Origin of the sequence: Methanosarcina sp. 1.H.A.2.2, from assembly GCF_000979975.1 — an archaeon.
GTDB lineage: Archaea > Halobacteriota > Methanosarcinia > Methanosarcinales > Methanosarcinaceae > Methanosarcina.
Genome location: NZ_JJQL01000038.1, coordinates 39065 through 51377 on the forward strand (window position 1 = coordinate 39065; position 12313 = coordinate 51377).

General features: G+C 44.8%; 12 protein-coding genes. 3 read left to right on the forward strand and 9 right to left on the reverse strand.

Going from position 1 to position 12313, the window contains the following annotated elements:
- Positions 1-72 precede the first annotated feature (72 nt).
- The 9 genes from rrp42 to EO93_RS06060 all read right to left on the reverse strand — a co-directional run bounded on the left by rrp42 (position 73) and on the right by EO93_RS06060 (position 7996).
- Positions 73-873 (reverse strand): exosome complex protein Rrp42, encoded by an 801-nt coding sequence (rrp42, locus tag EO93_RS06020; RefSeq protein WP_048131912.1) that lies wholly within the window; start codon positions 871-873, stop codon positions 73-75.
- Positions 857-2386, reverse strand: coding sequence for an exosome complex exonuclease Rrp41 (rrp41, locus tag EO93_RS06025; RefSeq protein WP_048161446.1), 1530 nt, complete (start codon positions 2384-2386; stop codon positions 857-859). Before rrp41 ends, rrp42 begins: the two co-directional genes overlap by 17 nt.
- Positions 2387-2464: 78 nt before the next feature.
- Positions 2465-3247: an exosome complex RNA-binding protein Rrp4 gene (rrp4, locus tag EO93_RS06030; RefSeq protein ID WP_048131914.1), complete on the reverse strand. Its 783-nt coding sequence runs from the start codon at positions 3245-3247 to the stop codon at positions 2465-2467.
- A gap of 11 nt (positions 3248-3258) precedes the next feature.
- A complete protein-coding gene (locus EO93_RS06035) occupies positions 3259-3951 on the reverse strand; it encodes a ribosome assembly factor SBDS (protein WP_048161447.1) in 693 nt (230 codons plus the stop codon).
- A gap of 78 nt (positions 3952-4029) precedes the next feature.
- Positions 4030-4779 carry an archaeal proteasome endopeptidase complex subunit alpha gene (gene psmA / locus EO93_RS06040; RefSeq protein WP_048161449.1) on the reverse strand — a complete coding sequence of 250 codons (750 nt, stop codon included), beginning with the start codon at positions 4777-4779 and terminating at the stop codon, positions 4030-4032.
- A 1115-nt stretch (positions 4780-5894) separates the two neighbouring features.
- Positions 5895-6257 (reverse strand): Rpp14/Pop5 family protein, encoded by a 363-nt coding sequence (locus EO93_RS06045; protein ID WP_048131920.1) that lies wholly within the window; start codon positions 6255-6257, stop codon positions 5895-5897.
- Positions 6254-6973: a ribonuclease P protein component 3 gene (gene rnp3, locus EO93_RS06050; protein WP_048131922.1), complete on the reverse strand. Its 720-nt coding sequence runs from the start codon at positions 6971-6973 to the stop codon at positions 6254-6256. The genes EO93_RS06045 and rnp3 overlap by 4 nt, the downstream gene beginning before the upstream one ends.
- On the reverse strand, positions 6966-7391 hold the full coding sequence (locus tag EO93_RS06055) for an RNA-binding protein (protein WP_048131924.1): 426 nt from the start codon (positions 7389-7391) through the stop codon (positions 6966-6968). Before EO93_RS06055 ends, rnp3 begins: the two co-directional genes overlap by 8 nt.
- Positions 7392-7405: 14 nt before the next feature.
- The gene (locus EO93_RS06060; protein ID WP_048131926.1) at positions 7406-7996 is read right to left on the reverse strand and encodes a 50S ribosomal protein L15e; all 591 of its coding nucleotides are present in this window, start codon (positions 7994-7996) and stop codon (positions 7406-7408) included.
- A 426-nt stretch (positions 7997-8422) separates the two neighbouring features.
- Here EO93_RS06060 and EO93_RS06070 point away from each other — a divergent pair, with 426 nt between their 5' ends.
- The 3 genes from EO93_RS06070 to EO93_RS06080 all read left to right on the forward strand — a co-directional run bounded on the left by EO93_RS06070 (position 8423) and on the right by EO93_RS06080 (position 12221).
- Positions 8423-9604, forward strand: a complete 1182-nt coding sequence (locus EO93_RS06070; RefSeq protein ID WP_048161450.1) for an acyltransferase family protein — start codon at positions 8423-8425, stop codon at positions 9602-9604.
- A 145-nt stretch (positions 9605-9749) separates the two neighbouring features.
- On the forward strand, positions 9750-11621 hold the full coding sequence (locus EO93_RS06075) for a DUF2207 domain-containing protein (protein WP_048161453.1): 1872 nt from the start codon (positions 9750-9752) through the stop codon (positions 11619-11621).
- A 51-nt stretch (positions 11622-11672) separates the two neighbouring features.
- Positions 11673-12221, forward strand: coding sequence for a LemA family protein (locus EO93_RS06080; RefSeq protein WP_048131934.1), 549 nt, complete (start codon positions 11673-11675; stop codon positions 12219-12221).
- The last annotated feature ends 92 nt before the right edge of the window (positions 12222-12313 follow it).

Here is a 12313-nt window from a genome sequence, read left to right on the forward strand (position 1 = left end):
TATCACCTTAATACGTGCACTTAGACCGTAATACTGGCATTTAATATTTATAATTAATTAATCCGGCCTGATTTATTCACTTTTTGCAAGCCCTTTCAGGTAGAGTTCCCTGATTTCGGCTGCCTTTTCAAGTGCCAGGTCTATTGCCTCGAACAGTTCTGCCTCGGAAAGAGGGGCAGAACCCATTTTCTGCATGCCTGCTACAGATCCGTCCGAACTGGAAACTATGGTCAGTTTTGTTTCGCAAACTGCCTCCTCGTCAAGGGAGGGGTCAACCATCAGTTTTGAGCCGACCTTTGCAAGAGTTATACCAACAGGCATTTCTTTCATTGCAAGGGGCACGTTCTCGCCCAGTCCCTGTTGTTCGTTCGGAACGACTGTGGTCATAAGGGCTGCAATTGCAGCAAGACAGGATGCATCAATGATATTTCCGTCATTGTTCAGGATATGGACATCTATAAAGACAATCCATACGGATTCTCCCACCGTTATGCAAAGCTTCTTTATATCAATTGCGCCTGATTCCCGGATTCCCCTGTCAACGACCCTTGCCATTTCGATTGCTTCTTCTCTTGGAGGCCCGGGCTCATATTCGGGAGAAGCTATCGGGTTAAGCTCAAGGTTGGTAATAATCACTCCTTCATCCTGAGAGTCTGGAAATGGAGTTCCTTTCTGAAGCTTTACACCTACAAGAACCTGAGTGTTCCCAAGGGTAACCTTTGCAGAACCTTCAGCTTTGGAAATAATGTTTGTTTCGAGCTTGAGCTCCCTGAAATCTTTAAACCCGCGCCAGTCCTGACGCTTTCCTTTGACCATCAGGCTGTAAATATAGTCCTTCTTAAGTGTGGCTATGATTTCACTCATCTTTTTCACCTCTGTTTCCGGCTTCAGAGGGGTCTTTTACTACCTTCCAGGGACCTTCGGATGTTTCTTCTTCAGGCTCTTCTTCAGGCTCTTCTTCTGCCTCTACTGCTTCAGTGGAAACTTCCCCGGTTTCAACCTCGGGTTCTACCTCTGTTTCAGGCTCAATAGTTTCTTCTGAGGCAGCTTCTGTTTCCTCAACTTCGGATTCTTCTTCGAGAGAGGATTCTTCTTCAAGGGAAGATTCTTCTTCAAGGGAGGATTCTTCTTCGAGAGAGGATTCTTCTTCGACAAATTCCTCAGCTTCAGACCCGATTCCGATTTCCTCTTCGGCTTCTATGGAGACAGATTCTTTCTCAAGCCTGGCTTCAATTTCGTCAAACTCTTTGAGTTCAGGAGTACCTTCAAAAGAAGCTTCAAACTCAGCTTCGTCTTCAAGAGCTTCTTCTAAATCGTCCTCTAAATCGTCCTCTAAATCTTCTTCAGATTCAGCCTCAAATTCTTCCTCTTCGGCCTCATCTTCGTCTTCAAGATCCTCGTCTTCCTCTTCGGCTTCGAACTCTTCTTCCTCTTCGGCTTCGAACTCGTCTTCAATCTCTTCATCGAGCTCTTCTTCGAAGTCAGGAATTACCTCAGTGGAAAGGACATCAGCTGCAGATGGTTCTTCTGATGCCTCTGCTTCGAATTCTTCAGTTTCCTCAACAGCTTCTTCAACCACTACTGCTTCCGGAACAGCCTCGGGGGCAGGTACGGACTCTTCTTTTTCGCCTTCCTTTTCAGTTACTGCAGCTTCTTCCGCAGTATCCTCAACAGGAGTCTCAAACTTCTTTCTAAGGACTGCCTGCTGAATTTCAAGGATCTCCTTGCACCCTTTCTTTACGAGCTCCATACCTTTCTTAATCTCTTCTGGAGTAAGGTGCCCGTCCATCTGGACAAGAGTAATTTCCCCGTCCTGGGTCATTGCTACAGGGAAGTCAGCGTCTCCGTAGTTGTCCTCATCCTTATTGAGGTCAAGCACAATCTGCCCGTCAACCTTTCCGAAAGCACAGGAGGTAATAAGGCCCTTCATGGGGATTCCGGCATCTGCAAGAGCTATACTTGAAGCATTAATTGCTGCTGTCCTTGTCCCTGCATCGGCCTGAAGCACTTCCACGAAAATATCAATTGCTGTCTTCGGAAACAGCTCAGCCATAATCACAGGTTCGAAAGCTTCCCTGGAAACCTTTGAGATTTCGATGCTCCGCCTGCTGGGTCCCGGACGAGCACGGTCTTCCACGGAGAATGATGCCATATTATACCTGTAACGGATAACTGCCGAATCTGCGCGCTGGCTGCGGCGGGGATGAGCTTCCCGGGGTCCGAAAACGCCTACCAGGATCTTATTCCTGCCCCATTCAAGATAACATGAACCGTCGGCTCGTGAAAGTACGCCGATCTCAATTTTCATGGGCCTTATCTCATCCGCACGTCTCCCGTCAAGGCGCAGCCCATCGTCAGTGATTAATTTATCAGGTTTATCACTCATACTTTAATCTCCAAACAACTCCTAAACCAAAATACTCTAGAGAAGCTTACCTAAAATCCTCTTGACTACATCCGGAATTTAATTCGTCGGGTCCAGCAGTACATCGATCTTCCTGTATATATCTTCGGAATGATCGTCCTGTCCTGCAGTCGCATCTTTCGTTTCATTTTGAAAAAACGTAACAGGCTTGGACTCTTTCTGTCTAATCCGTTCATTTTTCAAAAAATTGTAGATCCGGTCTGTTAATCCGGAACGCTGGGCTTCAACTTCGATTTTCCGGAGAGCCTTACTCAAAAGCTCTACATCCTCGTCCTTTCCATCGATCCATATTCTGCCGTTCTGGCCTACGAAAATGCTGCAGTTTGTTTCTTTCTTCAGCATGGAGATCATGGAACCGCCGTGTCCTATTACACGGGGGACTTTTACAGGCTCAACTTCGACAATCTGGCCTGTTTTGAGTTTATGAAGGCTCGGGTCCCTCAGGGCAAGCTCGATTTTCATGGAGCTGTCTACATCTTTTACCCTGAGAATTGCAGAGTCGCCTACGTTCATAATTTCAGGCATTTCCCGGGATTCGACTCTTCTCGGATATTCGGATACATGGAGCAGACCGTCATAAGGAGCTCCAATATTCAGTATCCAGTTGGATGGAGTAACCACAATAACGATCCCTATCACCACATCATTCACTGAGGGGATGTAAGCTCCCGCAAGTGGGATCACTCCAACTTTATCCTCTTTGAGGTTTTCAATACCGCAAAACGAAGAATAGATCTTGTTGTTCTTGATATACGTCCCGTATCCGGCTTTTTTCATTTCCTCGGATAACAGGTCACCAGGGATCACTATTTTTTTATCCATCCAACATCCTCTTATAAAAGTTTAGTCTGAGCCTCTCCCTTCGTGAGATGATTTATAAGAGCGTAAAAATCAGTCTGGACTCCCGCAGGAATCCGCACTACTGCAACCCATGAGCCGTCACGTTGCCATTCTTCCTTCGTAATGCTTCCGGCTTTGGAAATATCTCCGTATGCTTTGGGAGCATATTCGGGAGGGATTTTCACAGCAATATTAATTTCTTCAAAGCGTATAGGGATAAGCGGGCGAATGGCTTTCATTGTAATAGCTACCAGCTGATCTACGCTTTTTAAAGGGTCTATGTGCACCTTTGCCTCTTCCATCGCTCTTTCTATTCGTGCGGGAGGATGCGGTGCTCTAGTCTGAGGGTTTATAGCATTTCTGGAAATGGTATAGATAACCTTTTTCTTTTTCTCTTCAAGAATTCGTTTTCTCTGCTCAGCGGTAAGTTGAAGCTCTCCGCTCTTCAGGATCACGGCAGCAATCTCAAAGGGGTCGGTTGTCTCAAAAGAGTTGATTATATCAGACTCTGCTGCCCGATCCCCTCTGTTTGCATCTTCGAAGATAGTTTCAACTGCCAGAATGTTTTCGAGGTTTACTTCCTCTCCTCGCTTATAGGCCAGAGCCCCTTCGGGCTCGACCAGGACTTCGAAATGTTTACTGCCTCTTTTGAGCCGAGCAGTCACTGCCTCGTCCAGGGACACCATTTTCGAATACCTTCTCTATAACGTAAGTTTGAGATTCAGAAATTCTCTGATAACTCGTTCTTAAAATATTTATAGGTTTTATTCTTTGCTTTCAGTTCCCTTGTGTTTCTCAAGGATCTGCTGAACGTAGTTCTCAACTTCCTCAGGACTCAGTTTTCGGAATTTCTGGTCCTGAAGGGATACAACACCCACTTCAAGGGTTCCGGCATCGAACTTGCCTTCAGCTGCTTTATAGAGCGCGTCCATACCAAGGAGGATAGCAGCATCAATATTCATATCTTCCCTGTAGTCTGCCTCAAAAACCTCAACAACTGCATTTCTGCCTGCACCTATGGCTGTTGCCTTGTACTCGAGGAGAGCACCGCTGGGGTCGGTCTCAAAGAGTCTTGGCTTTTGGTCATCCACGCCGGCAATCAGGAGTGCAGTTCCGTAGGGGCGAACTCCGCCATACTGGGTGTAGGTCTGCTTGTGATCACAGATTTTCTTGGAGATAACCTCCACACCTATGAGTTCATCATAAGAAACCCTGTTTACCTGGGCTTCTACACGAGCCCTGTCAACAAGGGAGCGGGCGTCTGCCACGAGCCCTGAGGTTGCGGCTCCTATGTGGTCGTCAATCTGGAATATTTTTTCGATTGATGCGGCTTCCACAAGCCTGCTTGTTATTCGCTTGTCAACAAGCAGCACTACCCCATCAGCTGCCTTGATTCCTACGGCTGTTGTTCCCCTTTTGACCGCTTCGCGGGCATACTCTACCTGGAAAAGTCTTCCGTCAGGGCTGAAAACCGTAATTGCCCTGTCATAACCCATCTGTGGTGCCATCTGCATATTCCGTATCTCCTTGCCTTAATATATGTTCCATATTGTTTCAATTTTCCCGGCCAGAAACCGGTCATTTTTCCTTAGGGATTTCAAATCCGCAGAATCGTCAACTAAACCACCGCATGCCCAAAAAAGGCTTTGGTCAGTAAACGTTATTTAACCTGTGCGGATATCCCGAAAGCTCAGGAGCTTAAAGTCCCCGACCCAGTGTTCAGGTAAGGAAACCGATTATTGATTCCCTATAACGTATTTCTTCCTTATTAGAGTTTTTAGCCTTTTACACGGGACTTTCAATCCTGACAGAGTTTTTTCCTGATGAAACCAGCGGAAAATATCCCGGTTACAGGGAGTTTAAAGGCACTTTTACCCTGCAAAGTACGTTTTCCAGACATAACCCGGATTCACGCACTTTAGTAAACTTTTTAACAGAGTATGAAGGTCCATTCCAATGTTAACTATGTCCGTTAATAAAGTGTATTTACTCAGTTATAATGTTTGTGAGAGCCCGGGGCTTTTCCGGCGCTTAAATTCAGATTTAGAACCTGTAAGGAAGAATTTACCTCCTGCAGGATTCCACTCCAAAACGCAGGGATGCCTCCAAGCCCTCTCAGACAACTCATGAGTAAACTACCAGGAGTCCCGGCAAAGCTGCCCTTCTGTCAATCAGTTCTGCCAATCTATTATACTTTGTTACACTAATACTCATTCATTATAGCATATATTAGACAGCTTATTCGGCCGTTACTGAAGTTCACAACGGAAATTTTCAGCCTGAAGTATTCAGCAGACATCCTTAAGACTGGCTGATACCTGCAGACTTCTGTCACTGCTGTAAGGCAGATATCCAGTTCTTACTTCATATAAATAAGACCGGATATAAACGAGACCACATATAAACCCTCTGAAAACCCGGATCTCAGCTCTAACATTCCTGAGTCTCAGGTCAAGCTTTCCAGAACCTTAACTTTAGCTCGTTAGGATCCCGATTCCAGTTTAACAGAAGCTTAATTACAGCTTTTCAGAAGCTTAATTACAGCTTCCGGATTTTAATTACAGATTCGAGATTTTAATACAGCTTCGGGACTTTAAGGTACCTTTCCGGAAGCCGGTCCCGAATCCTTTCATTCCTGTATTTCAGGCTCAAAAAGCCTGTAATCCTGTAGAAACTTTTCCGTAGCTCCTTTAACAGTGCCTGACGCTCCCAGCACATGAAGAGTTGCCCTTTTCCCGTTAATCCGGGTCAGAGCAGCCAGGGAGGCTCTCGTTTCTTTTACTCTGGCATGGGAACACTGGAGAATTCCTATTCCGCCTTCAAATCCCAGCACCTTAATATCACAGTCGCTGGTTGTGACATCTCCAAGCAGCGATGAAGCAGAGGAAATAACTTCCCTTACAATATCGTTTCTGCTTGCAGGCTCTTCTGAGATCAGTTCAAAAGCAAGATAGCGCTTTCTAGCGCGGAGCGAAGGAAGCAGGCGTTTCAAAAGAGATCATCTCCCTCAAGAACTTCAATACCATCCCTTACATATCCAGGACCGGGGCGGTTCTTTGTGATAATTCTTTCCGGAACAATGCTTATGGCATCAAGAGCCTCGTCTTCTTCAAGCCCGCAGACCTCAGCAAGGGCAAGAGTTTCCATTGGGGAGCGCAGGTCAAAGCAGGACATAGCATCACTGCAAAGGACAAGGGATACCTCGTATTTTCTGGTAAGCTCAAGGTTTGCCTTAAGGTCGGACAACAAACGGACACGCCTTGAACCCCGGGAATGAAGAATAGGTCTAAGGGTGATACCTATTGCAACTCCATTTTCTGCAGCTGCTTTTGCCAGCACCTGGTTTAACCCGCTGCTCCTGTCAAAAGCCGGGTGGTTCAGAATGTCTACCCTGGGGTTTTCGAGCGCAGCCCTGTTGACTGCTTCGGACCCTCCGTGCACAATCAGGACATCCATTGAATTCCTGAATTTTCCGATCAAACTGTGTAATTTAGAAGGGTTTTCTTCCACAAGCTCAATTCCCCTGAAGACCTCAAAACCCTCTATTGAAGGCAGTACTGGCTTTTTATCAGGGAGTTTATCGGAATGGTTAGCAAGGGCAATCCCGTCGTATCCGAAATGCCGGGCAAGGGAAACCAGTTCCGGAGCAGTATGGTCCCCATCCGGAGCTGCATGAACGCAAAAATCATAAAACTTCGGTTTACCCAAATAACTCCTCCACTATGGCTCCGGCTTTCTCCCAGTTCCTCGGATAGGTCTCGATCTTGACCTTTGCAATAATAGCATCAGAAGAGTTAGTCAGTTTTACCTGCTGCAGGTATGCAGCCTGCTTGTCAAAGCGGAGGTGAAAAACCGTATCATCGTCCAGCCTCTCAGGCATTTCTTTCCTGAGCATTCCCACATCTTCTTCCGAAAAGTTTTCCCGGACAAAATGGGCAAATTTCAGGCATTCTGCCTTCTTTTTAAGCTGTAAGCTAAGGATAGTAATTGGATTTCCATGGTGCCCTTCAGCCTCAAGCTCTTCTATGAGCTTATCTCTGTCCTTTACGCCAGCACCTAATAAAAAAAAGTCCAGAGTCTCGCGGACTCTGGATACGTCTTCGGTTGCGTGGGCGATCACACGCATTGTTATGTGATGAATCACTTGCCTCGACTCTGATTTGAACGGATGCTCGGCCTGGTCTTTTCAGTTCCCTTGCCGCGTGTAGTCATGCCTCTGCCCTTCCTGCCGGCACTGGTTTTGCCTCTGGTAGCTCTGCCCCTGATGGATGAGTCACAGACCCAGTTCAGGTTCTTGTCGCTCTTAATTACAGGGTGGTGCGGGTCTACAAGGATGACTTCAAACCACTTGTGCTTTCCATCTTCCCCTACCCAGTAGGAGTTCAGGACTTCAAGGTTCGGGTATTTGCGATCTGCACGGGCTTCAGCGATCCTCTGGATGCTCATTCCGCCTGAGATCTTATTCGTCCCCATCCTCTGGGTTCTTCTTCCACGCTTTGGTCTTGATTTACCAAGCCCTCCACGGCGTACATTCACTCTGACAACGACAATTCCCTGCTTGGCTTTGTATCCAAGGGAGCGTGCCCTGTCAATCCTGGTTGGTCTTTCGATTCTGGTCACGGAACCCTGCTTCCTCCAGACCTGGAGGCGCTCCCAGCGGAGCTCGTTCACGTATGTCTCATCAGGGTTTTTCCATGCATCACGTATATATCCGTAAAAAGATTTTGACAATTTAAACACCAAGTTTCACTTATGTTTCATGGTTCAGCCCTGCCTGCAGGACCACATTCCAACGGGATCTAATCCCGAAAATGAAACATGCGATACAACTGAATCATCTGATTTAAAGCTTTGCCCCTTCAAAAGCCCTTTAAAAGCAAAGAATCCGCAAAAAAGAGATACAGAGGTGCGGGTAAAGCTCAGGGGAAACCTGGAAAAAGATTAAATTAAATACCAGGATGCTATAGAAAAAAAAAATGGAAACTAATAAACCGTGGTGGAAGTTCTTGTAATATTCGGAAACAACTTCTACTTTAGATACTATTCAGTTTCCCGATGTTGCGTGGAAGTTCTTGTAATGTTCGGAAACAACGTACACACAATGAGAATTAACAAAATATTATTATATTGTAAACACTGTTTACATCCCGGGTTAATATGAGGCTTCACTGGATTGACGCTTTAAAAGGAATTGGAATTATGCTTGTAGTGTTTGCGCACCACAGCTTACCTGTAGCGCTTGATACTTACATATTTTCTTTTCACATGCCGCTCTTCTTTTTTATTTCCGGTCTGCTGTTTGACTTTGAGAAATATGCAGGATCGGCTGCAAATTTTGTAAAGGGGAGATTCAGGTCTCTTATTGTGCCTTACTTTTCTTTTGCACTACTCACTGGCCTATTTTACTTTTTGCTGGATGCAGGATTTCAGCCCGGAGTCACGAATATTGAGTTTTTCGAAAACAGTACTCTTTACGGCATCTATTCCATTCTGTACGCACTTGGCCCCCTCGTCTCTTATAATCCGCCTCTCTGGTTCCTGAGCTGCCTATTCGTAACCGAGATTCTCTTTTACGGGTTTGCAAAGAAGTATTACGGGGAACCGCGAAAACTTGTACTCTGGCTTATTGCAGCCGGTATCGTCGGGTATCTTTATGCGGTTTATGCACCTACCAGGCTGTTCTGGAACACTGATGTAGCTCTCTCTGCCGTGGTCTTTTACGGAGCCGGAAATTTATTTAAAAAAATCACAGAGCCGGAAAAAGAGTCTGGATATGGCTCAAGCATTTATTCGAGTTCAGGTCTGAGTGCAGGTTTGAGTCAGAATGCAGATTCGAGTCTGAGCTCAAGTTCGAGCCTTAATTCGGGTTCGGGGTTCAGAGAAAAGTTCGTCCGGGCTGAGAAGATTTTCCCTGTGGTTTTTATCTTTCTGAACCTGCTGTATCTTGGATACCTTCTGGAGTTCCCTACAACCGATAAGGTCAACATGAACGTGCTGAAATACGGAGGCTTCTTCTCGTATTATCTTCTTGCTTTCTCAGGGATCTTTGCCTTTGTTTATCTATTCAAAAAAGTCGGAAGTTCAAGAATCCTGGAATATTACGGAAGAAATAGCCTGATTGTGCTTGCGCTCCATTTTCCTATAAAGGATGTCCTGACAAAACTGGCACTTCTGAGTTTCGGGGTCGAGCTTGAGTATTTCTATTACAATGTGGCTTTTGCTCTGAGCTTAACCGTGCTGAATCTTATTTGCCTGGTACCTGTGATCTTCATCATTAACAACTATTTTCCCTTCATACTGGGGAAAAAGAAATCTTCGAAGGCTTTGAAAGCTTCCTGACCAGGTTCAGGAAGCCTGTAAATAAATAAAGCTGATCTGTCGATTCTGAAAAATAGTAAATATCTTCAGCCGAAGACTTTAAGATCTTAATGACCTTCGGAGAAGATTAATATTTTAAAATTAATACAGAGTTGGAGGAATATGGTTGCGGCTTTCAAAAGGTTCTATTGAACCTGGTTCTGTTGGACCTGTTAGAAAAGCAAGTATTAAGTCTGCGTTTAATCCTGCGGCATTGAAGATAACTATTCTTTTGCTGGTCCTTCTCTGCCTGGTACCCTCAGCCAGTGCAAGAGACTATGCACTTGAAGGAGCTGCGACGAATATAACTATTGATCCCAGCGGCTTAGTCCATGTTGAAGAATCGATTTCCTACACATTTGAAGGAAATTATCAAGAAGTTTTTAGAATACTCGAGGTGTCCCCCGGAGAATCCATCCGGAATATCCAGGGATATTGTTCTGAAGAAGCATGTAACTTCAGAGTTGAACAGACTTCCGAAGGATACGAGTTGATAGGTGAGCTTCCGACCCCCACTCCGGAAAAAGTGACCTTTTTTATTTCCTATGACCACTATGGTGCAGTCAAGGTCCACACCGATGTTTCCGAATTTCATTATAAGCTGTGGGGTGAAGAATGGGAGAAACCTCTTGGAAGCTTAGAAGGAAGCATTACGCTCCCTGTGGAAAACGAAAATGAGATACAGTACTGGATCCATCCGACCGGTTATACTCAGGACGCGAGTTTGGAACAGAATGTGCTCAATTTAAAGACATCCGAAATTCCCTCAAATAAATGGTATGAGATCAGAGTTGTTTTCCCAAGAATTGAATCTCCCAATTCCAGCCTGGTCCAGGTAGACAATGAAGCGGGCCTTGAAAAAATAAAATCCATTGAGAATGAATATGAAATGAAAGGCTGGATCTTAAAGGGCCTATATAACCTGGCAATTGTATTTGCAGTCTTTGCCCTGGCATTTCCCTTCATCATTTATTTCAGGTATGGGAGAGAGCCAAAAATAGATTATGAGTCAATATATGAGAGAGAGCCTCCTACTGATTCCAGCCCTGCCGTAGTTAATGCCATAATGCAGGGGAATATAGGTACTCCTACAATGGATGGGTTTACAGCCACGGTCATGAACCTTGCTAACCTTGGTTATATTACTCTCCACACTGTAAAATCAGAAGAAAGCAGGGCATTGGGCCTGTTCAAATCCGAATCTGAAAACATTTTAATTGAACTTGTCAGTCTGGACTCCCCTGAGATCACTAACGGAAAACTCCCCAAACTTGCAGATTTCGAAAAAGATGTGTTCAATTTATTGAAAAAACATGCTTCCGAAAATAAGGTCTCCTGGGATAAACTGAAAAAAGAACTTGGAAAGGGAACCGATTTCTATCAATTTGTGCTGGCCTGGAATAAAAAAGTTGAAAAGCATATTGTAGTTGAGAAACTCTTCCGGTCCACAGGGAACACATATATGGGTATTTTCGGTGTGGCAACTATAATAGCAGCAGTTGTTTATTTTGTTGTAATTTCCAAATATTTCCCTTCAGAATCATTTCCCCTTGCATCAAATGTGAATATACTGGTGGCTTTAGTTGTAGTCTTCGGGATAATTATGATAATTTTCTCCGGAATGTTCGAAAAGGTACTGGGATGCTGGACCCCTGAAGGAAGGCTCTATTATGAACGCTGGGATAACTTTAGAAAATATCTCACCGATTTTTCGGCTCTCAAAGAGCATCCGCCGGAATCAATAAAGATCTGGGACTCTTACCTGGTGTATGCAACTGCTCTGGGAGTCGCAGAAGAAGTCCTTAAAAACATGTCTTTAGTCGTTCCTGATGAACAGCTGAAATACAGTCACTTCTACTATGTACAACACAGTTACAGCCAGTTCGGGTCCGGTTTTGGGAGTGCCTATTCAGCATCAGCTCCTTCTTCAAGCGGAAGTGGAGGCGGGGTCGGCGGCGTGGGCGGCGGCTCAGGTGGCGGCGGCGGTGGTGCAAGATGATGCCGTGTAAATGCCAGGTTAAGTACTTTTGATTAGGAGATGGTGATCTATATGATAGTAGAAATTATGGTAATAGTAGTAATAATTCTGGGTTTGCTCTTCGTTATAATTTACAATGACCTTATAAAGCAAAGAAACAGGGTAGAAAATTCCTGGGCTCAGATAGAAGTCCAGCTGAAAAGGCGTTATGACCTCATCCCCAACCTGATAGAAACGGTGAAAGGGTATGCTAAACACGAAAAAACCCTTTTGGAAAACATTACAAAAGCAAGGGCTGCAGTAATGTCTGCAAATAATGTAAATGAAACTGCAGAAGCATCCAATTACCTCTCATCTACCCTGAAATCCCTTTTTGCAGTTGCAGAAAACTATCCGGACCTGAAAGCCAACCAGAACTTCATGCAGCTCCAGAAAGACCTCATGGAGACCGAAAACAAAATTGCCTACGCAAGACAATTTTATAATGATACCGTTATGAAATATAATATCAGTATTCAGACAATCCCTAGAAATATTGTTGCATCTTTGATGGGATTCAAGAAAAAAGATCTATTTGAAACCCTGCAAGCCGAAAGGGAAGTTCCTAAGGTCGAGTTCTAATAATGTACACTGGTTCAGGTTACTGAACCAGTTTACTAATTTTCGATTTCTTTTACTTACTGTTTTTTGTGTGTTTGTTATCAGCTTCACCG

Bases quoted from the DNA above. Each gene is read 5' to 3' on its own strand.
- psmA (WP_048161449.1), bottom strand. From the start codon at position 4,779: ATGCAGATGGCACCACAGATGGGTTATGACAGGGCAATTACGGTTTTC.
- EO93_RS06035 (WP_048161447.1), bottom strand. From the start codon at position 3,951: ATGGTGTCCCTGGACGAGGCAGTGACTGCTCGGCTCAAAAGAGGCAGT.
- EO93_RS06070 (WP_048161450.1), top strand. From the start codon at position 8,423: ATGAGGCTTCACTGGATTGACGCTTTAAAAGGAATTGGAATTATGCTT.
- EO93_RS06080 (WP_048131934.1), top strand. From the start codon at position 11,673: ATGATAGTAGAAATTATGGTAATAGTAGTAATAATTCTGGGTTTGCTC.
- rrp41 (WP_048161446.1), bottom strand. From the start codon at position 2,386: ATGAGTGATAAACCTGATAAATTAATCACTGACGATGGGCTGCGCCTT.
- EO93_RS06055 (WP_048131924.1), bottom strand. From the start codon at position 7,391: ATGCGTGTGATCGCCCACGCAACCGAAGACGTATCCAGAGTCCGCGAG.
- rrp4 (WP_048131914.1), bottom strand. From the start codon at position 3,247: ATGGATAAAAAAATAGTGATCCCTGGTGACCTGTTATCCGAGGAAATG.